The organism is Litchfieldia alkalitelluris, assembly GCF_002153425.1.
In the GTDB taxonomy this organism is placed as follows: domain Bacteria; phylum Bacillota; class Bacilli; order Bacillales; family Salisediminibacteriaceae; genus Evansella; species Evansella alkalicola.
The window spans coordinates 2,358,658-2,382,873 of record NZ_KZ119600.1 but is presented as its reverse complement, the minus strand read 5'-3'; the positions used below and the strand labels follow the sequence as shown (position 1 = coordinate 2,382,873).

The 24,216-nt window shown below is 34.8% G+C and carries 20 protein-coding genes; 6 read left to right on the top strand and 14 right to left on the bottom strand.

Going from position 1 to position 24,216, the window contains the following annotated elements; translation table 11 throughout:
- Positions 1 to 58: 58 nt before the first annotated feature.
- From BW724_RS11385 to BW724_RS11345, 9 genes are all read right to left on the bottom strand, one after another.
- The gene (locus BW724_RS11385; protein ID WP_088075338.1) at positions 59 to 1,165 is read right to left on the bottom strand and encodes an NAD(P)/FAD-dependent oxidoreductase; all 1,107 of its coding nucleotides are present in this window, start codon (positions 1,163 to 1,165) and stop codon (positions 59 to 61) included.
- 37 nt (positions 1,166 to 1,202) lie between these two features.
- Positions 1,203 to 4,037: a VWA domain-containing protein gene (locus BW724_RS11380; protein WP_088075337.1), complete on the bottom strand. Its 2,835-nt coding sequence runs from the start codon at positions 4,035 to 4,037 to the stop codon at positions 1,203 to 1,205.
- Positions 4,021 to 5,877: a vWA domain-containing protein gene (locus BW724_RS11375; RefSeq protein ID WP_176371386.1), complete on the bottom strand. Its 1,857-nt coding sequence runs from the start codon at positions 5,875 to 5,877 to the stop codon at positions 4,021 to 4,023. Before BW724_RS11375 ends, BW724_RS11380 begins: the two co-directional genes overlap by 17 nt.
- 34 nt (positions 5,878 to 5,911) lie before the next feature.
- Complete coding sequence (locus tag BW724_RS11370) at positions 5,912 to 6,778, bottom strand: DUF58 domain-containing protein (protein WP_088075335.1); 867 nt, start codon at positions 6,776 to 6,778, stop codon at positions 5,912 to 5,914.
- A complete protein-coding gene (locus tag BW724_RS11365; RefSeq protein WP_088075334.1) occupies positions 6,775 to 7,773 on the bottom strand; it encodes an AAA family ATPase in 999 nt (332 codons plus the stop codon). The genes BW724_RS11370 and BW724_RS11365 overlap by 4 nt, the downstream gene beginning before the upstream one ends.
- A gap of 2 nt (positions 7,774 to 7,775) precedes the next feature.
- The gene (locus tag BW724_RS11360; protein ID WP_088075333.1) at positions 7,776 to 9,335 is read right to left on the bottom strand and encodes a coiled-coil domain-containing protein; all 1,560 of its coding nucleotides are present in this window, start codon (positions 9,333 to 9,335) and stop codon (positions 7,776 to 7,778) included.
- Positions 9,336 to 9,442: 107 nt separating this feature from the next.
- A complete protein-coding gene (locus tag BW724_RS11355) occupies positions 9,443 to 10,315 on the bottom strand; it encodes an ABC transporter permease (protein WP_088075332.1) in 873 nt (290 codons plus the stop codon).
- Positions 10,312 to 11,244 carry an ABC transporter ATP-binding protein gene (locus BW724_RS11350; RefSeq protein WP_088075331.1) on the bottom strand — a complete coding sequence of 311 codons (933 nt, stop codon included), beginning with the start codon at positions 11,242 to 11,244 and terminating at the stop codon, positions 10,312 to 10,314. The genes BW724_RS11355 and BW724_RS11350 overlap by 4 nt, the downstream gene beginning before the upstream one ends.
- A complete protein-coding gene (locus BW724_RS11345; RefSeq protein WP_088075330.1) occupies positions 11,241 to 13,607 on the bottom strand; it encodes a hypothetical protein in 2,367 nt (788 codons plus the stop codon). The genes BW724_RS11350 and BW724_RS11345 overlap by 4 nt, the downstream gene beginning before the upstream one ends.
- Positions 13,608 to 14,012: 405 nt before the next feature.
- Here BW724_RS11345 and BW724_RS11340 point away from each other — a divergent pair, with 405 nt between their 5' ends.
- The 4 genes from BW724_RS11340 (at position 14,013) to BW724_RS11325 (ending at position 17,673) form a co-directional block, all read left to right on the top strand.
- The gene (locus tag BW724_RS11340; RefSeq protein WP_088075329.1) at positions 14,013 to 15,419 is read left to right on the top strand and encodes a Na+/H+ antiporter NhaC family protein; all 1,407 of its coding nucleotides are present in this window, start codon (positions 14,013 to 14,015) and stop codon (positions 15,417 to 15,419) included.
- Between the two features lie 209 nt (positions 15,420 to 15,628).
- Positions 15,629 to 16,135 carry a hypothetical protein gene (locus BW724_RS11335; protein WP_088075328.1) on the top strand — a complete coding sequence of 169 codons (507 nt, stop codon included), beginning with the start codon at positions 15,629 to 15,631 and terminating at the stop codon, positions 16,133 to 16,135.
- A gap of 121 nt (positions 16,136 to 16,256) precedes the next feature.
- Positions 16,257 to 16,715 carry a hypothetical protein gene (locus tag BW724_RS11330; RefSeq protein WP_088075327.1) on the top strand — a complete coding sequence of 153 codons (459 nt, stop codon included), beginning with the start codon at positions 16,257 to 16,259 and terminating at the stop codon, positions 16,713 to 16,715.
- A gap of 88 nt (positions 16,716 to 16,803) precedes the next feature.
- Entirely contained in the window at positions 16,804 to 17,673 is an 870-nt protein-coding gene (locus tag BW724_RS11325; RefSeq protein ID WP_246596086.1) for a metallophosphoesterase, read from the top strand.
- 53 nt (positions 17,674 to 17,726) lie between these two features.
- On the opposite strand, the gene BW724_RS11320 is transcribed toward BW724_RS11325, so the two are convergent.
- The 4 genes from BW724_RS11320 to BW724_RS11305 form a co-directional block, all read right to left on the bottom strand.
- On the bottom strand, positions 17,727 to 18,929 hold the full coding sequence (locus BW724_RS11320; RefSeq protein ID WP_088075326.1) for a CynX/NimT family MFS transporter: 1,203 nt from the start codon (positions 18,927 to 18,929) through the stop codon (positions 17,727 to 17,729).
- A 194-nt stretch (positions 18,930 to 19,123) separates the two neighbouring features.
- Positions 19,124 to 19,882: a hypothetical protein gene (locus BW724_RS11315; RefSeq protein WP_088075325.1), complete on the bottom strand. Its 759-nt coding sequence runs from the start codon at positions 19,880 to 19,882 to the stop codon at positions 19,124 to 19,126.
- 158 nt (positions 19,883 to 20,040) lie between these two features.
- Entirely contained in the window at positions 20,041 to 20,784 is a 744-nt protein-coding gene (locus BW724_RS11310; protein ID WP_088075324.1) for an HAD family hydrolase, read from the bottom strand.
- 91 nt (positions 20,785 to 20,875) lie between these two features.
- A complete protein-coding gene (locus BW724_RS11305; RefSeq protein ID WP_088075323.1) occupies positions 20,876 to 21,133 on the bottom strand; it encodes a hypothetical protein in 258 nt (85 codons plus the stop codon).
- A gap of 147 nt (positions 21,134 to 21,280) precedes the next feature.
- Here BW724_RS11305 and BW724_RS11300 point away from each other — a divergent pair, with 147 nt between their 5' ends.
- Positions 21,281 to 21,523, top strand: coding sequence for a hypothetical protein (locus tag BW724_RS11300; RefSeq protein ID WP_088075322.1), 243 nt, complete (start codon positions 21,281 to 21,283; stop codon positions 21,521 to 21,523).
- A gap of 112 nt (positions 21,524 to 21,635) precedes the next feature.
- On the opposite strand, the gene BW724_RS11295 is transcribed toward BW724_RS11300, so the two are convergent.
- Complete coding sequence (locus BW724_RS11295; protein WP_088075321.1) at positions 21,636 to 23,351, bottom strand: permease; 1,716 nt, start codon at positions 23,349 to 23,351, stop codon at positions 21,636 to 21,638.
- A gap of 265 nt (positions 23,352 to 23,616) precedes the next feature.
- Here BW724_RS11295 and BW724_RS11290 point away from each other — a divergent pair, with 265 nt between their 5' ends.
- A complete protein-coding gene (locus BW724_RS11290; RefSeq protein ID WP_088075320.1) occupies positions 23,617 to 24,063 on the top strand; it encodes a DUF2512 family protein in 447 nt (148 codons plus the stop codon).
- Positions 24,064 to 24,216 lie beyond the last annotated feature (153 nt).

The following is a 24,216-nucleotide window of genomic DNA, read 5'->3' as shown; positions in this document are numbered from 1 at the left end:
ATTAAATATAAATGCTTAAAAATTAGTCTAGACTATTTAGTCAAATATGCTAGAAATACTATGAAATACTATAATCGTCAATATTAAGCTCAGTAGACTCGTAGCAAGCCAGTTTTGCTAGTTCCGAACCTAAAAATGGTCCCGTAGTAAGTCCTGAAGCACCTAACCCATTAGCAACAATTAAACCTTTGTATTGTGGGATTGTACCAAAAACGGGTAAGAAATTAGGCGCAACAGGACGAAACCCCACTCGGACCTCTTCTATACTAGCATTACTCAGTCCTGGTGCTACAGATAACGCTTTATCTAGAATCTCATGAACGCCTCCAGCAGTGATACGATTGTCGAAACCTTGGTCATCCTCATGTGTGGCTCCAATGACAACTCGTCCTTCACCAAAAGAGAGTATGTATTGATTATTTGGAGGCATAACAACTGGCCAATTACTTGTATCTACTCCATTTAATAATAAGTGTATAATTTGAGCTTTTTGAGGTTTTATCTCAAAGTTCAAATTCAATGGTTTTAATAGTTTACTTGCCCATGCCCCAGCCGTTACGATAACTTGATCGCTTTCATAGACTTGACCATTTACAGAAGCACCTATCACTGATGTTTCTTCAAAAACCAGTTTCGCATCTCCTTTTATAAACGTTGCTCCGTTTTTAACTGCAGCACGAACGAGTGCATTCCTTACCCCTCTCCCATTAACACGAGCACCTCCACTCACGTGAACAGATGAATAGTCTCTTGAAAGGACAGGAAAAATCTTATTCGTTTCATTAGGAGGAAGCAGAGTAATTTCCCCTATTTCAGGAGCTTCCTCTCTTCTTTTCAGGGCACGTTCCATCATCTTTTCTAGTTTCTTTTCATCAGTGTGGAGGCTAATTGCCCCTACTCTTGAATATCCAGTATTGGTTTCGCCTTGTTCCTCTAGTTCCTGTATAAGGGTGGGGTAATATTTGGCCCCTTCTTTAGCTAATTTGTACCATGCTTTATTTCTTCGTTGAGTAAGCCATGGACATACTATTCCTGCGGCAGCGTCCGTTGCCTGCCCATAATCCAAACGGTCGATCAACGTTACCTTTTCTCCTCTTTTTGTCAAATGGTAGGCTGTGGAAGCCCCAAGTATACCTGCACCAATGATCGTGTGACTTTTTGCCATTCTACTTCACCTTCTATAATGGGTATCGTCAAATATATTATCGACGCATCCTATTCTTCGCTTCAAGTAACCTCTTCATTCGATCTTGAGTATTACTTTTTACATCTTGCTTAGGATTCTCAATATCATCGTTTGCATTATTGCTCTTCGATTTTTTCTCAACATCTCCATTAAAGTTTGAAGATTCTTTTATCTTTTTTTCTATAGTTTGTTCTGATTCATATCTTTCTATTTCTTTGAGATCATTTCTGTTTGAATGTCTATTTCTTTTGATGCTCTTGTTTAAGTTACTTAAATATTTACTTTTAGTGTCGTTTGCTTTTTCTACTTTATTTGATGTACTGATACGTTTTCTAAAAAGACTCATACCAAATCTACGAACAACGATTTCAGCAAATAGTAATAGAAAAGCAAAGATGATGAGAATAGGTGCGATATTTTGTCTTGAAACTGGTTGCTCCATAAGGGGACGAAAGGATTCAGACCCGTTTTCTAGTACAGAACCACCGCTCACTTCAGCTATACGTTCAAGAAAACTTTCATCTGTAGTTCTTATTCTGAATTCATCTGGATAAGCCACAGTAATTCCAGTTTGAAAAATTGGTAAATGGCCTTCATTTCGATCTAGTAATTGTAAATAATGCATTCCTTCATCACCATTAAAAGTAACTTCATATTCTCCAGGAGCTGTCAGACGAATGGTAGCGTCCAATTCTGCTCCCCTCTCATTGACAACGAATGCATCTAATGGTCGAGATTCATTCTCATGACTCTTTAATATAATTGTATTTTGCGCTCCGTTACGACGCTGAGTGATATCAAATGGTTCTTGTATATTATTTGGAAAAGTCCATGTAATGATATCGTTCCATAAGGGCGCCCAATTTTCCCATAAAGTCCAATCTCCTGCCCATACTCCTTCCACATCTGATGTCCAGGCAACTGTTCTTCCTAACCCATATTGCCACCTGCTTAAGACGGGATCTTCTCTTTCACTAAGGAGAATAGTAGTTGCCCTAGATTTTGGTGACGTTGCGATATAGCCATTCATTTGAGGAACTCCATTATTAAATCTAGACGACCAGTCAGTGGAGGCAACAACGCTTGGAAAAAACGGGTTATCTTCTATGTATGTCCGTGAAGAAAGCATCGTTTCTCTAGATAGTATAGTAGGAATTGTTGTTTCATCATATACAGAATAAAACCTTCCATTCCCATAGTCTGCCAACACTTCTAATAAAAAGTGATCTGCACCTTGTCCAACAGCAATCGTTGATAAAGTAATATTCTCTTCTAAACCATCACTTATTAATGTTTGGTAGTTCCCTGTTTCGGGTGATTGTCCATCCGTTAATAATATGATATGTCTCCGTTGCAACTCATGCTGTCTAAGCTGATGGTAAGCTTCTGCTAACCCTGGGTAGATATCTGTTCCTCCACCGGCAGTAATCCCTGATATTTGTTCAGTTACGTGTTTCGTGTCTTTCATTTCTTCTGTTTCTACAATAGGCCACGTTTGATCATCGAAAGCAATTACACCTACAGTATCCCCTTCACGAAGGAGTTCAACAGATCGCATTGCTGCTTCCTTTGCTAACTCTAATCGTTCCCCTTGCATACTACCTGATCTATCAATTACAAAGACCATACCTATTGAAGGTAACTCCTCTTCATTTTTTATTTCCATCTCAACTGGGAGTATATTCTCGATAGGAGTTTCACGAAAACCACCTAGAGCATAGCTATTTTCCCCACCTGTCATGATAAAACCTACACCGAAATCTCTAACTGCGGTTTCGATTAAATTCATTTTATCAATGGTAATATCATGACTTGATACATTATTAACTATTATCGCATCGTAGTGTAGGTATCTATTTAAATCCCTTGGTAACATTGAAGTAGTAATACGATCAATTTCTAGGTCAGTGGAATCAAGAGCTTCAAATAGAGCATTATGTCCTTGCACACTCTCTTCGACAAATAAAACCCTCGCTTGATTTCCTACAGTGGTTACTGTTGTTAGTTGGTTATTTTCTAATATACTATCATTATTTGTCATTACTTCTGCACGTATTGTTTGCATACCATTACTAGGAATTGGTATTACATACGTGAAAGCATTTGTCCCTTCCTTCAACACAACTGTTTCTTGTATGATAGTTTCATTATTTAATGTTATTTTTAAAGTTGTATCTGTATCTTCCGTACTATTAATAGTTAATGAAACGGGTGCTTCTTCACTCTCATAAATAAAGCTAGGAACATTTAAAGTTTCCATACTAACATCTTTAACATTCTCACTATAAAAGGGTACGACATCCACTGTAATACCTTGATTTAACATCAGCTCTGTTTGCAAGAGTGCATTTCCAATTGTTTCATTTCCATCACTTAAAAGGACAGCTCTCCCAGCACCACTTTCACCAAGTAAACTTGATGCCATTTGCAATCCTGCCTCTATGTTTGTGTAGTCTGTATTTATAGTAAGCCAATTACTATTGAAATTGGCATTCGTGCTCATCATTCGTTCAATTTGTGCATCTTTACCAATGGAAACGATAGCAAATGGATCATCTGGATTTTTCTCAGAAACGGCCTCCCTAATAAAACGTGTCATCTCATGATCCATGTCATGAATAGAAGCAGATCGATCTATGATGAACACAGTTGGTACTTCTGCACTTTTGAATACAAGGTTCGGCATAGATAGGGCAATGATTAATAAAGAGAATATTAGAAATCGAAAGATAATGAAGACTCGGCGCTCTATTCTTGATAGCTGTAGTTTTGATTGATAGAAAACAATAAGAACAAGTATGATAGGAATATATAGTAGTAAGGTGAAAGGCCGTTCAAATTCTAATACCACGACGATACACCTCCCATTCAATTATTAGTAAAACAATTACAAATAAAAGGAGCCAAGGCCACCATTCATAGTATGTAGTGCCAATGGATTCATCTTCATTATCTGCTGTTAAAGAAAAGGAATTCATTCCCCGAGTATCCTTTTCGCGCTCATCGATAGTTACTGCAAAATAAGTGTGCTGCTGGTTATGGTCTACAAGGGAATATATCCCAGGTTGCCTAGGGGCCCGAAATACATCTTTGCTCGGTTCATAGTAGCCTACTTCAACATTATTCTGATTTTGTATATGTAAAGTACCTTCTGTTAAGTTGTTTGTTATCATACGTTCTTCACCGGGTAATAAATACCCTAAATTTAGAGTAGCTTGTCCACTTAACGATTCTAAAGTATTGTAGATAAATATTGGGAAACTTGGGTGAAGGGGCCAATCTGATTCCTGTAAATCGAACTTCACATGAACAAATGAGTTTCCATTGTTAGTACCTTCCTCAATAAGAGGAAGATCTCCACTTAACATAATTTGCTCCTTCAAAACATTGGTCGATGAATTACTTACATCCATTTTAGTTTGAGTTCCTACCCTACTAATAAAAAGATCTGATACATCAACAAAGTTGAATAGCTCAGAATCATTAATCGCAATATCTGATCTTACATCAGCCCATTCTATTTCTGAACTAGGTTCACTTCCATGATTAGTCAAAATAAGGGTTGGCCTTTCAATAATAGGGACATGGTCCCCAGAAAAAATCACGATACTATCGTCCTCAAAATCATCCATTTTGTTAATATCGTCACCATAAACAATTGCATAGTCTAAATAAACAAGGACACGTTCTAAAAATGGATTAATGTCTCCAATCAAATACAATGTAGGATCTGGCCGAATGCTCGAAATGGCATAGGCATCATTATCCAATAAGAACGAATCGTTACTATCAATGTATGCGTGATAAAAGGAAGACTGTGGTAGGTCATCTATTGTTATGTAAGCCTCATCTTCAGCATTTATTTCCACGTTAGTTTCAAAACTAGTTTCTCCATCATCTCCGTTAATCGTAAAATTAACTTCTTTAGTAATATCACTGTGATTTTTTATCGTAGCTATTGCAGATATAGTCTGATCTTGGTTAGTGTGATTTTCTTGTATACCAAAAGTCACTATGGAGATGTTATTTTCTCCTCCAGTATAGTTATTAACATGTATGGGGTGTTTCCAATAAAATTGGCCAAGATCATCTTCTGTTATCTGATCACTATAAACATGAATACTTGCAGAATCTTCTTGACTGATTGCGTAAGCCAATGATAAAGCTCGGTTGTAATTACGATGCTCAAAAGACAATTCAAGCTCCTCGATAATTTTATTTATGGAATCCAAATCTGTTTCCCTATTAACAACTAAACTAGGTGAGTCTCCTATGGTGATAATACTGACTGACTGCCCACGTTGAAGACTAGTAATTAATTCCTGTATATCTGACTTTGCTTTATCGAACCTGCTTAATTCTCGTTCCTCAGACTCACTAATCAATACAGCCATTGTTGCTGAAGTGTCTATCATTAAGATTACATGATCTCCTGCAACTCTGTCTGTAACATTATATGGACGGACAAGGGATAGAATTAATAGTGTAAAAATTAAGATTTGGAGTAGTAATAGAAGCTGCTTTTGAAGTTTGCGCCACCAAGTCGTTGCATTCCACTCATTCATTATCTGCACCCAAAGTAGATTCGTGGAAACTTCCAAATTTTCATATTGTTTTCGAAACATGTATAAGATAATTAGTCCTCCAATGAAAATGGATAGACTAAAAAATATTGGATATAAAATTCCCATTCTCTCACCTACTCTCATGCATATCGGCTATGTTTTACAACCAACCTCTTTGTTTCATGTTATGATATAAAATACTTTCTAAAGACTGGGCTGTACTAAGTTTAATATACTCCATGCCACGTTCATGACATAGCTTTTCAATTTGTTTACAATGCTTAGTTAATCTTTCTTTATACGCATATATTACTTGTCTATTAACACTTACTTGAACAGGAGCTAACTTTTTTTCTACATCTAATAAATTTACATCTCCATTAAAAGAAGGATGTAATTCCTCCTCACTAAGTAAATGAATAATACGTAAATGCTGATTGACTTGAATGTGTTTTAGTTTTTCAACAATTATTTCAATTGGCTCCAAAAAGTCACTAATAATAAAGCTTAGATTAGATTTAGATTGACGGAAACTGGCGAGTAATTCAAAGAAACCTTTCTCTTCTGTAGCTTGGTATGTATCTACTTGAGAAAGCATCTCTTGTGTAAAAACCATTCCTTTCTTATTTAAAAATGGATAATTATCATTTGAGACAGGAATAATGGAAACTCTATCGTCATTTGCTAGTCCAATATAAGCTACCATAGCTGCTAAAGCTTTGGCCATTTTCCATTTCTTTCTTTCCTTTCCCATAGAGATAGAACAATCTATGAAAATAGTAATGGATAACTCCTGTTCATCTAAAAATCTTTTTATATAATGCTTGTGCGTTCTAGCATAGACGTTCCAATCGATTTGTCTTATGTCATCCCCTAGTTGGTATGGGCGAAAATCTGAAAAGTCTAGGGAACTACCATAAGTAGACGATCGGCGTCTTCCATTTTGAGAACCTCGCTTTTGACTACTGGTTTGCCATTGTAGCTTTGTAAGTTGCAATCTTAATTGATTTGGTAAAAGGGAAGTCATGCTGGTTGTTCCTCAGATATAGATTGTAGTACATCATTTATCAATGAATCGGTTGTAATACCAGATGCTTCACCTTCAAAATTTAAAAAAATACGATGACGAAGAACAGGAAGTGCAACTTGTTTAAGGTCTCCAATGGATACGTTAAAACGACCTTCCATTAGAGCACGGACTTTTGCAACTTTTATCATGCTTTGCAACCCACGTGGTCCTGATCCAAAACGTACGTATTTCCTTACAGTGTCAGGTGCCAACTCATTGTCAGGGTGTGTAGCCATAATGGTATTGATGGCAAAATCAAGCATCTCCTCTGCAACTAAAATGTTTGATGCTAGTTTTTGTATCTGAATGACATCTAAATTTGATATAACTGGAAGAATCGATTCTTTTTTATTAGTGACTGTCCGATCTATGATTGTCCTTAATTCCTCTTTCGTTGGATATGTAATATTGATTTTACAAAGGAATCTATCAACCTGCGCTTCAGGAAGAGGATATGTTCCTTCTAAATCAATTGGATTTTGTGTGGCTAGTACAATGAATGGTTCAGGCAGCTGTTCAGTTTTACCCACTACAGTGACTGTCTTTTCACCCATCGCTTCAAGTAGCGCACTCTGTGTTTTCGGGGTAGCTCTATTTATTTCATCAGCAAGCACTATGTTTGAAAAAACTGGTCCACGATGAAAGACAAACTGTTGTTTTCCGTTTTCATCTGGTTCGATCATCATTGTACCAGTAATGTCTGCTGGCATGAGATCAGGTGTGAATTGAACTCTAGAAAAAGTGAGACTCATCGCATCTGAAATAGTTTTAATCATCATCGTTTTACCCACACCAGGAAGTCCTTCTAATAAAGCATGTCCACCTGCGAACATTGACCATAGTATTTGATTCAGGGCTTCTTCCTGTCCTACGATAAAAGATTGAATTTCTTGTTTTATTTTTTGAAGACTATTTTGCGCTTCCCAAAACTCATTTTCCTCCACAATTTCCACTCCTATTCCGGGTTTAGTTCACTAAAGTAATCCCTGACCATCTCCTCTAAATGGTTAGGAAGCTGAAGACGGTTAGTACTCTCACGATAACTTTTCTCATATTCACCAATGACTTCTTGGTATGGTCTCATGGAACCTTTTAGAATTGGTGCAAGCTCAGACTCTTGCGTTAACCCTTCACCTGCTCCGATATCTCCATCGTCTATCTCCATATTACTATCACTTTTTATTCTATCTGGAATCGTTACTAAATCCCTAGTTCCCTGTCCTGAACCAGCTCCCTCACCACCTGAACCAGATCCATTTCCGACACTTCCAGGACTCTGACTACCAGTTTCACCTATACCATTTCCTTCTCCTTCCCCACTTTTTCCGTTACTAGGACCACCGTTTTCACTATTACTTTGTTGATTATTACTATCATTTGAATTATCCGTATTATTTCCTTTTTCACCCTGATTTTCAGAGTGATTGCTTTGAGGAGCAAAAGAGAGATTAGGATTATTTTCAAGACCTGCATTGGCCATGTTTCTATTCAAAGACACTGTGGTCTCTTGTATCTCTTGTTGTAGTTTTAACAAGTCTTCCATAGTAGAATTTGCTTGGATTAGTTCCTCTAATTTTTCTATTAATAATGCAAGTTGCTCTTCTGTCAACTCACCATTAATATCTTCATTTATTAACTGTTCAAGTGTTTGAAGAATGGCTTCCTTTTCATCTGAAGACTGGCTTTCTAAGAGAGACATCATGTTTTTCATAGCTTCACCTAAACTCTCTCCATCTTCTAAATCCAGTAATGCGTCTGCGAAATCATGCATGCCTGAATCATGCAGTTGATCTATCATCTCCTGCAGTGCTGCTTCTTTTTCAGTAAGCTCAAGCTTCATCTTTTCTAATGATGCTTCTGTTTCTTGTAAGACTTCTAGGGCGGTCTTTGCATTATTTGTTTCTTTTATCTCTTCATTAAGTTGGTCAAGTAAAGACTGCACATTCTCGTTTTCCAACTCTTCCACATCATTTAACCTATCGACCAATTCATTTACTAGATTCTTATTCGTTTTTATGTCTGTTGCAGCAAGCATCTTTTGACTTGGAAAGGTAAAGGAAATGATCGTACCAGCTAATAGTAAAAAGGACAAACTTAAGGTTTTCCAATTTAATTGTACTTTTTGTAATGTAAGAACTTTAATTCTACTCCTTTTCATCCTGTCCACGGTATCAACTCTTTGTAAAGTTGATAGTTTATTATCCTCCTTCATAAAGGAGAAAGCAGTAAGCACGCGATTATCCTTAACAATTGAATCATATATCTTAACTGCTTTCTCTGTTGATGGCAATTTCTTATACCAATAAAATACTAATGAACATAAAACGATAAACTGTATGAACATCAACCAGAAAGAAAAACTTGTGATAATGACAAATCGTGCGACTATTGCTACTAAAAAGAGACCTAGTATACTGAAAAAAATCACATATTGAAACATATTCAGAGTGTAAGACTTAATTAGTTTTCTTTTTAGTTCATTGATAAGATCAATAAAATGATTTTTTCCTTCCATCTGCCTTCCTCCCTCCTTTTAGTTAAGTCTACCGTGAAATTTCAAATCATGTGTTCGTGTTCGTTTTAGACCATTCCCTTTCCGTGGACGGCTGGTGAGTCTCCTCGCTACAGGCTACTTACTTTCTTTGAGAGTTTTTTTACTTTACCTTTCATTCTTGGACGAAGCTTCCGTATTGCAATAGTTAAACAACCAGTAATGATCAATATATAAAAGCTAAAGAAAACAAACCATGGTGAGAGGTCAAGCCCAGCCATATCTTTAAATTCATCTACTATATTAGGTTCAAATAAAGAGAAAAACATAATTGGTATATTAATGGAGGCTGTTATGAACGGCCAGATGTAATCATTACCTTGGCTATAAAACTGATAACTAAAGCTAGTAAGCATTATAGTAATGATTGCCATGCCACCAGTAATAAAAAAGGCAATACTATAGGTGGTCACCATTGCTAAAATCGTTCTTCTTATTAACGTTGAAGCAAGAATACCAAAGCTACCAATCACCAACATAGTGAAAATATAAAGGGCAAAACTAGCAATTATATTTGAAGGTGATATTCCACCATATAAGAAAACGATCATATACAACGGCGCAGATGCAAATACAATTAAGAATAAATAAGATAGGGAAGATAGGAGTTTACCTACTATGATTGACAAGGAAGACTGTGCTGTCGTTAATAAAATCGGTAAAGTTTGTCTTTCCCGCTCACTACTAATGACCCCAGATGTCAGTCCAGGAGTGATAAATATGACTAATGCTAACTGGAGCATGCTTATTAATAGAAACATCCCACGACTCTCTTCAGGTCGAAAAACCCCCATATTATCATAATTTAATGTTAATCCAATAAATCCAAGGGATATTAGTCCTAGAATACTTAAATAAGCTGCAATTCCAATAAAACTCTTAGGAGACCGAAAGCGCAATCTGATTTCTTTATTTAATACAGGGTTCATTATGATTGATTTCACGCTTCTCCAACTCCTTTCGTTATTTCCATAAATACATCTTCTAAGTTTGTTTCAAGTTGCCTGATAGTCAATAGTGGTATATTTGCATGCACTGCTTTTTTTATGAGTGATTCCTGGTCTTCTTCAGATCCTTTAAAACCAAATTGAATACTTCCGTTTGGTCCTCTCTGTATGTTCAGTACATCAGGATCATCTTCTAAAAACTGAATTGTCCGATCCATATCCCTTGCAACGTTCACGATTAAGACTTTTTGTTCTTGAAGCTTAAGCTGAATGTCGTTTACAGATCCAGTAGCAACTAGTTCACCATTATCTATTACTCCTATCTCATCACACATTTCTGCGAGTTCAGGTAATATATGGGATGAAATAATTATCGTTTTACCCATCGTTTTAAGCTCTTTTAGAATTTCACGCATTTCAATTCTTGCTCTTGGATCTAATCCTGATGCTGGTTCATCTAAAATTAATACTTTGGGATCATGGATAAGTGACCGTGCTAAACATAACCTTTGCTTCATTCCCCTTGATAATAAATCTACATAGGAATCATGTTTTTTACTCAAATTGACTAATTCCAATAACTGTGGAATCATTTCTGATCTTTCCTTTACTGATAATCCATAACTAGCACCGTAAAAATCAAGGTACTCAGACGTTTTAAATTGATCATACACACCAAAAAAGTCAGGCATATATCCAATGATTCGTCTCACTTTTTCAGGCTCTTCCATGATATTAATTCCATCTACATATGCAGTTCCATTTGATGGGGTTAATAGTGTCGCAATGATTTGAAATGTTGTAGACTTACCAGCCCCATTTTGACCAACAAAACCATAAACTGTCCCTTCAGAAATGGAAAGGTTAAGATCTTTTAGAGCTGTAAATGACCCATATTTTTTAGTTAATCCTACAGTTTCTATCATTCTTTAACCTCCCCTTTCAAGGAAACTTCTGGAACAGGTATTTGTTCAGGGAATTCGGATTTCTCTACTTTAATAATCATTTCCCCATTTGAACTAACATACATTTCCCCATTGTTTTCCATGAAAATATTTGAATCTGTAATCATATCATATTGTTCTGTTTGGACATTATATATTTCATAATTGAAGCTTTCTCCCTGGTGAATCGTTACTTGGAATTCATTGTATTCTACTTTTTCTCCAAAGAGATCATCTGGTAAATAGTAGATAAACTCATAAATACCTTCTCCTGCATAAACCTCTCTGCCCCCTGAATCTAAATTAGATTCAAGAAAATGGGATTGAGATTCTAACACATGAAATTCAGGTGTTAAATCGTCTGTTTCTAAAGTGAATGGACCAGAAGAAGTCTCTTCTATGTTAACTGAATATACTATTGCATTAAAGTTATTCATTAATGCATTTGAATCAACGATAGATGTGCCTAATACAGTGTTCCTTGTTAAGCCAATAAGCGCTGGTTTCCCCCTATCAAATAAATTAAATTCACTTATTGTGCTAAATAGTTCTTCTTTTCTACGTTCCTCTAAGTTTTGATTATAATTATAATGATAGTGTCTGCTTACTGTAGGTGTTGATAAGATTGATGCTTTTAATTCAAAGGAAACATTCTTCGTTTCGCCAGATGAAAGTTCTCCAAGAGAATATTCTTGACGGCCAGACATAAATAAAAGATCCTCAAAATCTATTTTTGAAGTATTCGTGATAGTACCTGTTATCTCATTATCCTCTAGTTTAAGATCAGTTTGTAATTCTCCAATTTCTAAATTGTATATAGGCCCAGTTGCATTCCGAATGGACCAATACTCCACATCTTTATATAATAGATTAACTTGATCTCCTTGATTTCTAAATGCTGCAGTTGCTTCAGTAGATTGATTGTACCCACCGTAGTACTGTTCAATTGGAAAAGCTGAGAAACCTTCTGCCTCCACATTAATTTCGTAATCACCACTTCTGTTACTAAGTAAAGCAATACTACCATAGCCTTGACCGTAACCTGCTTCATCTACTTTTATAGCTGTCATTTCATTAATTTGTGGATTTGCTATTCTATCTTTTCCTCCAAACCAAAAGATACTTAATGATATGACTAGGGAAACTGCTGGTAATAGCCACCAGGAGTATTCGCGCTTATCAAGTTTTCGTAAAACAAGGTAGATCGCAGGAATCATAATAATGACATATATAGCAAATATTAATACTAATATTGAAAAAGGTAGAAATGAAGAAGGGAATAAGTTAGTTGTTTGTGCTAATCCCCAACTTAAACTGTCATATATAGATTGCTGGTACATTCTGTTTTGGGTAGTCGATCTAAACGTATTTAACCAGTATTCATTCGCACCTTCCCAATCTGTAAATGCTGATGAACTCGGTGAATATGCTAATTGAATAACTTCGCCAGATCCGTATGTATTACTCACTACTACTGGAATACCATCGTCGGTGGATTGCATAACCCTTGATTTATCCTTCATAGTACCAATGGATAATTCTATATTAGAGATTTCTTCTTCACTGTGGAAAAAGTCCCCTGAATACTTTTCTTCTCTACTAAAAGACTCTATGGGCATTAATTCTTCTAAAGAACCTATTTTTTGTTCTAAGCCTATATCTGGTGCTACTATTAATGTACCCCCACTAGATATCCATGATTTTATTGCGTTTTGTTGGTCATTTGATAGATGTTCTGCTACAGAGAATTGATCAATGATGATGTATTCAAACATGTTTAGTCCTATTGGGTCTTTTGGCATTTCATTGTTTTCTATAGGAACTGATGTAATAGAAAAACCATGTGATGATCGTAAGCTCCTAATGAATTGATATTCATCGGGAAACGGTGTTAATAATCCTACTAAAACATCTTCTTGGTTTATAAAAGCTGGATTAATTCTAGTATCCCCGTCCATCTTTACTCGATTTCCGTTCTTCCATCCACCCTCATAAAATAAAATATGGTCATCTCTATTATTGTTGAAAAAGCCACTGTGTCCTGGAACGGTCAATTGAATAGTCTGCTCACTGTTGGCAGGCAAATGTACCTCCGTTAAAAAGTTTGCGTTGTTACTATTATTACTCGGATTTACTACGATAGCTAAATCTCCTGAAATATCCCCACCATTATTTTTTAAAGTAACAGTAATAGGGAATCCTTCAAATCTTTTTACGGTATTGTTGAAACCTATTTCGGTTGTTATTGTAATGCGTTCCGTATTATCTGCAAAACCATTGTGAATCGGAAATAAAAACATAAAAGTTAATATAATAAGAACTAGTTTGATTCGTTTATCTATCATAATCCCCCTGCTTTCTAAAATTTTTACTATCTCCTTAACATCAATTAATATAGGCTACGGTAAAAATACACTTGATGTACTTGAACTCGCTGCAGATTTCTCCCCTTCCGTACACTCAATTACCAAGTAAGTAATACCTTCATTACTCATTGTGCGAATTTTTACAGAATCTAAATAAAAAATAGCTAATAAAGGATTCTAATATACTTAAAAATACCATAATTTACAAACAAAATGTTGAAAGTTTTAAAATCTTTGATACTTTCTAAATTATGTCTACTACTAAAGACGTTTATAGGAAGAAGAATGTTTCATTTTCCTAATGGTGTTTTACATAAATTTCACTTCTCCCACACAAGCTAAAAAGCAGTATTATACATAGTCTGGTTTGAGGAGGATTCACCTATGGAAGCAAGTTGGTTATCTGTATTACCTTTTTTAGTTGTCATACCAATAGCAATTTATACAAAACAGGTTTTGCCCGGATTAGTCGTAGGTTTAGTTGTAGGATCCTATATTGTTTCTCCAACCATCATAGGTGGAATACAGACAATGCTTTATTATGTAGTACAAGCATTGATTGATGAAAACAACATTAAAATTGTTGTGTTTCTTTATGCCTTTTCAGGTCTTGTTGGTATGATTAAGATGTGTGGAGGTATTAAGGGGTTTGTGGAAACTGCAGCAGAAAGAATAACGACAAAAAAGCAGGCACTTATCTTAACATACGTCTCCACCATTGGTACATTTAGCGCCCCTACCTTCCGTTTTGTTACGATCGCACCTATTATGAAAGCACTTTTGAAAAAAGTGCCTATGTCGACGAAGGAATTGGGCTTTGTAATAGAAACGACAGCGACACCAGTAATTGTACTAATACCTGTTGCTACTGCTTTTGTCGGGTATATGGTATCTGTAATTCAGATTTCCATTAAAAATGTTGGAAGTAATGCAGATCCATATTCTTTATTTATTCAAAGTATCCCTTTTAATTTTTTTGCTATAGTAACCATACTACTTGGTATCTATTTAAGTTTTTTTCATCGATCCCATACAGATGCCCCTACGCAAATGGATGATGACCCAGAAGATGAAGCAGACTGGCATGAATGTCATCCTGCCGTATCAAAAGATTTACCGAATAAGCCTTGGAACTTAATCATTCCAATTATCTTAGTAATTAGTCTCACTTTGTTTTTGACATGGTGGGACGGAAGCATACAGGGATATACTTTCTTTGAAGCTTTTATTAATGCAAATGTACTTCAAGCAATGGTTGTTGCATTAATCATCACTGTATTTATATCTATAGCACTGTTTTTAATTCAACGGTTTAAGTTAGGGGATTTAATCGCTAGCTTTGTTGAAGGCGGAAATGACCTAATGTCCGTAATTGTGTTACTATCTGTTGTATGGGGACTCTCCTCCGTAACTGATGATCTTGGATTTTCGCAATTCGTCACTTCTCATACGGACTGGATTCCTGAATCTTTCATTGTTCCATTGTTATTTATCTTCGGTTCAGCCATCTCTTATTTTATTGGTTCTGCTTGGGGGACCTGGGGTATGCTGATGCCTTTAGGTATTTCATTAACAGCTGTTACTGATGTATCCGTTCCAATTATAATAGGAGCAGTTTTTGCCAGTGGTTCATTTGGGGCCTTTGCTTCCCCACTAAGTGATGATACGAATACAATTGCTAAGATCTTAGACTTAAAGGTAATGGACTATGCTAGGTTTAAACTAAAACCAGCATTGATTGCAGCTGGAATCACTACTGTATTATATACGGGAGTATCGTTTCTTTTTTAAAGCTTATCGCTTCGCACGGCAGGGTCCTTCCCTGCCATCCTTCTCCACAGGAACAAGCGCTACTTCTCAGCTAATGCTTAGAGTTGTCTCGGCGAATAAGCATCGAAGCATATGCTGTAGAGGAAGAAACACTATCCTCATAAACCTCCGTTTGTTCCAACAAAATATAGAAAATAACTTGTTGTTTCATTTTAGAAAGGAATGTACATATGTTTGATCCAACGATATTTGATAATTTAAAGGTAGTTCTTGAAGGTAATCTATATGACCGCGATTTTTCAAAGAGGATTAAAGTGATTGGTCGTAAAGATATTGTGGATTTAGCAGTGATGTCGAGGGAGTTTGTGATGCAGTTTCAAGAACTTGGTAACACTGAATATCCTATGGCAGAATTAAAACTCATCTCAACTATGAAAGATTTTTCAAGTGAAATGATTTTGGGTGATCCTAATAGCTCAGGCTGCACTATTTATATCTCTTATTACACCGTGATTAAAGATGAAGATGTTTGTAGGCTTATTAACAATAAGTTAGATAAGCTATGGAATGGAAGTGCAATTATATCCCAAGAGCTTTCGTATATTTGGAATGACCAAAATAAAGTTAAGAACAAAATAACACTAGACTTTAACAGGAAAATAAATGAAGATCAAATAGACGATATTCCAAGATTAATAGATATGAGTATTGAGTCGTTGCAATTGCTTAAAGACTAATATTCACAGGAGTTTGACATCAAAGTAAATCAGGAAAATTTTAAATTGAAAGGATCATTAATATATGTTTATTTCGCGCTACTCCATTCTTCAATTATGCAGCGTAATGGGACTAGTTCTCATGATGTTACTAGTAGAATCACTTTCAGGGCATAGATATTTTGTTATACCGCAAGGCTCATCTGAAGTTACTATATTTACTAGTGGTCTTTTACCATTTCTTTTTGTGACTGTAATTATTGGGTGTTTCTATGTAATTACTTATCTTGAAACTAAAAAAAATAACCGTTTTTTCTCATCAAAAGTTTGGAATAAAATGCCTGCCATTTCCTTTGCTGTATTGGTTATTTCTATCTTTCAATTTATGTTGTTCTTATTATTGGGACCAGGTTTTGAGTGGATTGAGGAATGGAGAATTTTATTATATTTCTCGTTATGTTTCTTTCTATTCCTTTATTTTATTTTTATTTATTCTATGGTTCATAAATTTTCTGATAGTAGCACTTCTGCCAAAAAGAAAGTTCATTATTCTTTTTTATGGTCTAATGGTCTATTATTTGGTGCACTATTTTTAATTTAGCCTCCATCCTCCCCTCCCACTATTTGCATTTTACATATAGCTATTATTTCCCTATACTTATATAGTCCTACTAAAAGGGGGAGATAGATTGTTAATCTTATTTAAATTCATTATCATTCTATTTGTACTCGCATTTTATTCTTTATATAAAGCAAATAAGAACACGCATGAAATAAAACTCAACACTATTATTCCAATTCTCAATACTTCAGAGGATAAATCCATAGAATCACTCCGTGTCTTGCAATTATCTGATATGCATGTAGAGCATATTTCCATTTCACCAGAGCAACTTTATAACAAATTGCGATATGAAAATATTGATATGATTGCACTTACAGGCGATTTTCTTGACCGACCAAAAAGTATACCGAAGCTTGAATCATATTTAAATGTTATTAAAAAGCTAGCACCTAAACATGGTGTTTATGCAGTTTACGGAAATCACGATTATAAGCTGGGACAGCGCAACTTCCAACTGCTTCGGAAAACATTGACCAAATATAATGTCATTATGATGCAAAATGAAAACCATATATTGAATATTAATGGGAATAAATTACAAGTAATTGGTATTGATGATCATCACTCAAAAAAGCACAATGTTCAGTTGGCATATCAAGGCACACAAACAAATGCTTATCGACTAGTTTTAACTCATGATCCAAACATTGTCTTACAAATGAAAGACTATGATTTTGATTATATGCTTTCAGGCCACTTTCATGGTGGTCAAATATGTTGGCCAAAACCTTATCACTTAATGAAATTTGGAAAATTAGTTCGACTGAACCTTATTAAAGGACTTATAAAACATGAAGGAAAAGTGTTTTACATTAATGAGGGGCTTGGTCAGACAGGTATTAACATTCGTGTAGGTAGCAGACCTGAAATAACCATACACGAATTGTTTATAGCACCTTTACCAAATGAAGTTATTCTAAATAAAGCGATATAAATAGTAGATGGGACAAAAATGAAGAAGATGTCGGCTTTGTCCCATCCCTGTTCTTATACAAATATTGTTTTATTCCTTCCTGCGCCTAACCCAGCAATTACTAATAGAACAGCAATTCCACAGAACACGTATAATGGAACGATCCCACTACCTGTTAAATCTATTAAATAACCAATAAGAACAGGCCCAATTGCTGCAAGAGCATATCCAACTGATTGTGCCATACCAGATAGTTCAGCAGCTTCTTTTCCAGATGCAGCCCTAAGCCCTATCATTGTTAATGCCAAGCTGATAGAAGCTCCTTGCCCTAATCCAATAAAAATCACACCAAGTATAATTGTAAAAGTACTTTCCAAAAATAATAAACTACTGATCCCAATTATGTATAGTACACCTATAAAAACGACTATACCACGTTGATCTCGAAACCTGTCTGCAAAAACTGGTGTCAAAAAGGTCATTGGGAGACCAGCTATTTGCATAATTGAAATCATCCATCCTGCTGCAGAAATACTCAACATACTGCCACTTAGAATTTCAGGTAACCATGCGATCATACAATAAAAAAGAAATGATTGTAGCCCCATATAAATTGTTACCTGCCAAGCTAGAGGAGAACGCCAAATATTATTTAACCGAGAGTTAATATCTTTTGTGGTATTTTCTACTTTTTTATTTGATTTGAGTTGAGGAATCCAAATAATGATAGCAATAACAGCTAAAATACTCCACACTAAAAGGGCATTCCTCCAGCCCAATTGTAACCCTTGAGAGATTGGAAAACTAATACCTGACCCAAGTGCAGCAAATGTGGACATGGAAGTAGTGTAAACTCCTGTTATAAGACCAATTTTATGTGGATAATGATTCTTTACTATACTTGGAAGCAGTACATTTGAAATTGCTATACCTACTCCAACTAATGCAGTACCTATAAATAATGTTGAAAGTAACCCTGTGGAACGTATCATAATTCCACTTAATAAAGCAATTAGGCCAGCAAATATCATTATTTCATTACCAAATCTTATACCAAGCTTAGGAGCCACTAGGGAGAAAACAGCGAAGGATAATAATGGTAATGTTGTTATTAGACCCGCTTCACTATTGGAAATACCTAGGTCAAATCTGATTTCCCCAACTAGAGGACCTACAGACGTAATTGCTGGACGTAAATTAAACGCAACAAATAAAATACCTAATAATAAGACTATCTTTTTAGCTGATATGTCTTTTTCTTTTGCTAAAGTCACCATAAATAAAACTCCTTAAATATGTAAATTGAGTGGTAACATGCACTGATAATGTGTTGGAATACGACAAATATCTATTATACTATGATTGATCAGTTTATCGTATCATTATATAAAATTATTCAGCTACATGTAAGAACAACAATAAAAAAGACTGTACTACTTGACAGTCTTTTATTGCATATATCATTAGTCCTTTATCTATTTAAGATGGACTCATCCTTCGTTAAAACATTCTTAAGTGAAGAAACTTCCTTTCTTAATTCAGATAATAAATGTTGAATATTCTCGTGCTCTTTGGTAGAAGTAGATTCAAATTCAAAATGATGTTCTCGTAACTTGTATAAGAGATCTGCGTTAAGCTTATTGTGCTCAAGATGAATATCGCTTTGTTCGTCAATACCCTGTTGCGTTTTTTCAAGTTTATTAATTATTTGCTCCATTTCACTTGTATGCTTTTCTTGTAGGTCATCAATCCTATTAAACAATCGCTCTAAAGATACTATTAGTATTTCATGTTCATTTTTCATATCAATATTATTGGTTTCCTGTTTTGATTTAAAATGCTTTAGACTATTTTCAATCTCTTTAAAATTTCTTACAAATTTGTCTTGCTGTTTTTGCTGCACCATATTTAATTCTTTATGAACTTGTTGTAGTTCATCTAACTGTTTTTCAGTTAAGCCGTCTAAATGTTCAAAAACCCTTGCTAACTCCTCTTCCTGCTCAAACTTTACGTCATTGATCATTTCATGAAGATCTGTTGTCTTACTACTAATGTAGTTAGTCGAACGATTTAACCTTAAAATATTATCAACAATTTGACCATTAGTCTGCTGTAACTTGTTAATTGAATCCATTACTTTATTGTTGTAAAAAACTGTTTGATTGTCAGTTTCTATATGCTTCTTCTTTCGAAAGAGGCCAGGTACTGCTTTGAAAAATACATTCCTCATATTACAAAACCCCAATACTATTTTTTTCGTAAAATATCGTCATATGCCCTATTAATATATGTACCTATCTTGGTTTTTGACAATAAAGGAATTAAAAAAAAAAAGAAACAGCTACATAATATAACTGTTTCACCATACGCCGATATTCTATAACTTGATTAGGAGTCCTGTTTATAAATTTCTTGTTTAAAAATACTTTCGCCATTTGATAGCTTTTCGTACAAATCTTCGAGAGATCCTTTATCATCAATATTGTATTGAGGTTCTCCCCTATCAATGACATAGCCTTCAACTAGAAATGTTTTCATTCCAAGTAATGAAGCTGACATATCTTCTTGTTTATCATTCCCAACCATGATGCACTCTTCAGGTTTTACTCCTAGGTGGTTACTTATATATTCATAATACTCCTTATGAGGCTTAGTAAACATACTTTCCTCATATACAGTTACAAGTTCAAATGGTAAATCATCTATTCCTGCCCACTTTAGACGGTGATAAATTGCCGCTTTAGGAAAGACGGGATTAGTTGCCACAGCTACTCGAAAGCCTTGACCAATAGCCTCCTCCACTACTTTTCTAGCGATGTCAGTTGGTTCACAAAGATACGAAAAAGTAGGAAATGTTTTACTATAAAATTCATCAAGAATAGGCCAAATTTCATCTCTCTTCACATTCACTAGTGATAAAAACTTTTCTTCAAACACTTTTTCGTTCGACTTATCGGCCTCTAAGTTTGTAAACATAGCTTCAGTACCAGCTAATAATGCTTTAACAAAATCATTTGGGTCCATTAAGTGAGCGACTTTTGGAGCAAGTTCCTTTAAATAGTTCTTTACAAATGCCTCTGTATCCATTGGAAGTAATGTACCATCTAAGTCAAACAAAATAACTTTTGCCATGTATAATAACCTCATTTTTAAATATTTATGTAATTGATATTCCAAATTATAGCATATGGTAAATGAAATTGTCTAAATTAAATGTGCTTAATTAATATTTATTCATGAGCTCCTTTAGTTGATTAGTAGCACTTAATAAGATCTTTTTTACATCTTGTGTTTCCATCATAAAGTGGTCAGCAGTTTGTTTTATTGGAGATTTACCGTTAACGATTAGACGACCATGCTCTTGGAGGTTATTTATTTCAGCCTCACGGAAATAGCGATAAACAGACTTTTCAGGTTCTGGTAACCGTCTAATTAGTTTATCCTTCCTTTCAAAGTAAGCGTCCTTCTCATAATTATCCATCTTTATCTCCTCCCCAGTGTTTATAATTTAAACGGGCATCAATATGTATAATAGAGCACCTGATTTTTTTGTTATGGCGAAATAGTATTAAATGTATCATAATAAAAGTAACACATATCTTGGAAGTTTAATTATTGGAGTGATCTTATGTATACTATTGGAGAGAAAGTCATTATTAATAAACAAGGCGATACTGGCTATGCTGCAAAAGGTATTATCATTGGTATTTGTGAAAATGTAGGAGAACTTCGAGCATATTTTCCAAACACTCACCCCTTTTGGGAGACGTATGTATCTTGGGTCAATAATAAAAAGAATATCTATATTGTTGATGTAGAGCCTAATATAGGTCCTGCAGGTTTTTTACAAAACGAATTAAAAAATGATTAGGTTTTGAAGTTGATTTAATAACAGAGACCTTCATGCAAAGCGAGTATAGTGTAGCGAGCATAAGGAACTGCAGCAGTGATAGTAATCTACACTGCTGCTACCTTTATTTCATTTATTCAACTTTATATGTGTGGTACGTAAATGGTGCTAATTTCACTTCATAAATGTTAGTACCATTATCTAATATCTCATTTGCATTTATCTTTTTAAATCCGTTTTTTTCTATTTTTTGGAGTACTTTGCCTTCAGGGAGATGGATTTTCCACTTTGCTGCTTTTACATCAAAGGATTCCATGATAAATGTTTGATTATCATAAGCAAAAACACCAAAGTTTGCAGGGCCATCTATCTTATATGGTAATATATCTCTTGTAGAAATATGTCTTAACTTCGTAACTACATTTTCTGGTAGTTTCCAGAGGTCTGCCATATTTTCAGGAACAACAAGGGTATAAAGTCTCCCTTTACTATAATTGTCATACATAAGGATTGGTATATTATTTTGGCCGTCAAACGCAACTATTGATTGCCATGTGCTGTTTGTCCTATAGTCGAAAACTGGGAATGTCAACCTTTCTTTTGAATATGAAAACTCATCAAAAGTACAACTTGATGTTTGAATAGCAAACTCTTGTACACCTAACTTCTTTCCACTGGAACGTAATGATGTAAAATCTTCTACACCACGTCCTTCCATCTTATTAACAAAACCAGATGTCATCATAATATTTCCACCATTAGTTAAGAAGGCTTTCATATTATCAATTATTTTTGGATCCTCCGAAGCACTTTCTGTAATCAATAGATTGTTGGCTTTAGTAGGAAACTCAGGAGTCAGGTCAAACGGAATTCCCAACATTCCTAAATAATCATATAAATGGTCTTCCCCTTTTCCACAATGTGGTTGATAAACTTTTATTCCGGTAGGTTTACCTAATTCTCCTGCTGTCTGATCTAGTTTATTTAATTGAAATCCTAATGCAGGGACATAATTACTATCCTTTAATAAAGAATAACAGAATAATGTTAGCTCCTTTGCCTTCCCAAAAACAGTCAAATTTGCTTGTTCAAGATAATAATCAATATAAGTACAGTCTAGATTATCAAACCACCCACCGCCATTTTTACCTGGCAATAAGTTTTCCATCCATCTTAATAAAGAGTAAGATGCGTATCTAGGTATATGTTGTTGGCTAATAGCAGGGTCTCGTGTCTCTGTTCCAGTGTACAAACCGTCAAATATACTTGGTTGTTCCAATGTATTGTAGCCTGATGAGGAATACGATTCATTCCAGTTTGGGTATTTAATGACTAGTTTAATATTTGGATTAATTGATTTTGCAGGTTTTATAACCAAGTTTTCTGAGACATCCTTCATGAGATCCATGCGGAATTCTTCCCATGAACGCTGCCCTTTTTGTGATAGACAATCATCACAGGCACAATTAGTAAAGAAAAAATCATCTAAAATTATCTCATCAAAAACTTTCGCTGTAGTTTCCACTACTTCTTTGAACTTCTGTCTTGATGCTTCGTCAGTGTAACATATTCCTCCAAAATGCCTATTATAACCAAGACGGAATGCTTTCCCGAGTGTTGGTGTAATCCCTCCAGCTACTACAATATCTTGCTTTATGAAGAATTTCTTAAGTTTTTGTAACCTTTCAAGGCTTAATGTTACATCTCCACGATGGCTTTCAACGTAAACCTTCCCTATATTTATATGTTTTTTAAAGAAATCCAGTTCTTCTGAGATTTGATCGAAGCTACTTTCTAAACAAGATGCTGTACAATAAATCGCTACTTTAAAATTTTCATATGTGTTCATTTTTTTCCTCCAAGTAAAATTTTAAAAAGTAAATAAAAGTTTAATAAATACAAACATTTTACGAAAGCGCTTTAGTTTCGTATATTATAAATTCTATATGGAATAGGAAAAACCTTTTTTAAGTTCAAAATTATTCTTGGAATTTTAATATATACTGGGGATGTTTGATGAAATTTATATGATGTATTAAATAGGTTGATGTGACATTCATAAAAACGAATGAAGAGTAAAAAATAAAAACAAGAAAATATGAAAGGGGTTAGTCATGAATCATATAAAAGTTTTTGCCATTAAATACAGTCTCGTCGCTCTAGTCACTTTATCAGTATTAACAATTTTTAATGTGGCATCAGCAACAATTTTATGGATTACATTGTTAGTTACTGTTCCTGCTTATATAATAGGAGATTTTTTTCTTTTCCCAAAATTCGGTAATTTGATCGCTTCGGCTGCAGACTTTGGATTATATACACTAGGGCTCTGGATAGCACTTTACTTCTTTGCAATACCGACAGTGACTAGCCTACAAGCTGCACTATTTGCAACAATTTTTATTACCTTCATTGAGGCTCTGTTCCATGAATTTGTTATTGGAAGAAAAATAAAACTGAAAAGAGTTGAAAATCAACACACCATGAGATATCAGACAGAGTTTGGAGAAGATATGGACGTGAATTCATCTATAAAAAGGACCGAATATGATAATGAATAATAACCTTTAAGAGCAAATGAGGCAAGGAAATAAATAAAGTGTTTAGATGAAAATTCAAACAAAACACAGTCATATTTGAGTAAATTTCAGAAGTGAGTGTTCCAATTACTCTTATGATATAACACTTTTTTTCTTGCCTCTTTTGTTGGAAAA

Coding starts and splice junctions, on each gene's coding strand:
- BW724_RS11375 (WP_176371386.1), bottom strand. CDS start 5,877: ATGGGAATTTTATATCCAATATTTTTTAGTCTATCCATTTTCATTGGA.
- BW724_RS11290 (WP_088075320.1), top strand. CDS start 23,617: ATGAATCATATAAAAGTTTTTGCCATTAAATACAGTCTCGTCGCTCTA.
- BW724_RS11305 (WP_088075323.1), bottom strand. CDS start 21,133: ATGGATAATTATGAGAAGGACGCTTACTTTGAAAGGAAGGATAAACTA.
- BW724_RS11295 (WP_088075321.1), bottom strand. CDS start 23,351: ATGAACACATATGAAAATTTTAAAGTAGCGATTTATTGTACAGCATCT.
- BW724_RS11310 (WP_088075324.1), bottom strand. CDS start 20,784: ATGGCAAAAGTTATTTTGTTTGACTTAGATGGTACATTACTTCCAATG.
- BW724_RS11330 (WP_088075327.1), top strand. CDS start 16,257: ATGATGTTACTAGTAGAATCACTTTCAGGGCATAGATATTTTGTTATA.
- BW724_RS11335 (WP_088075328.1), top strand. CDS start 15,629: ATGTTTGATCCAACGATATTTGATAATTTAAAGGTAGTTCTTGAAGGT.
- BW724_RS11320 (WP_088075326.1), bottom strand. CDS start 18,929: ATGGTGACTTTAGCAAAAGAAAAAGACATATCAGCTAAAAAGATAGTC.
- BW724_RS11370 (WP_088075335.1), bottom strand. CDS start 6,778: ATGACTTCCCTTTTACCAAATCAATTAAGATTGCAACTTACAAAGCTA.
- BW724_RS11360 (WP_088075333.1), bottom strand. CDS start 9,335: ATGGAAGGAAAAAATCATTTTATTGATCTTATCAATGAACTAAAAAGA.
- BW724_RS11385 (WP_088075338.1), bottom strand. CDS start 1,165: ATGGCAAAAAGTCACACGATCATTGGTGCAGGTATACTTGGGGCTTCC.
- BW724_RS11340 (WP_088075329.1), top strand. CDS start 14,013: ATGGAAGCAAGTTGGTTATCTGTATTACCTTTTTTAGTTGTCATACCA.
- BW724_RS11350 (WP_088075331.1), bottom strand. CDS start 11,244: ATGATAGAAACTGTAGGATTAACTAAAAAATATGGGTCATTTACAGCT.
- BW724_RS11300 (WP_088075322.1), top strand. CDS start 21,281: ATGTATACTATTGGAGAGAAAGTCATTATTAATAAACAAGGCGATACT.
- BW724_RS11345 (WP_088075330.1), bottom strand. CDS start 13,607: ATGATAGATAAACGAATCAAACTAGTTCTTATTATATTAACTTTTATG.
- BW724_RS11315 (WP_088075325.1), bottom strand. CDS start 19,882: ATGAGGAATGTATTTTTCAAAGCAGTACCTGGCCTCTTTCGAAAGAAG.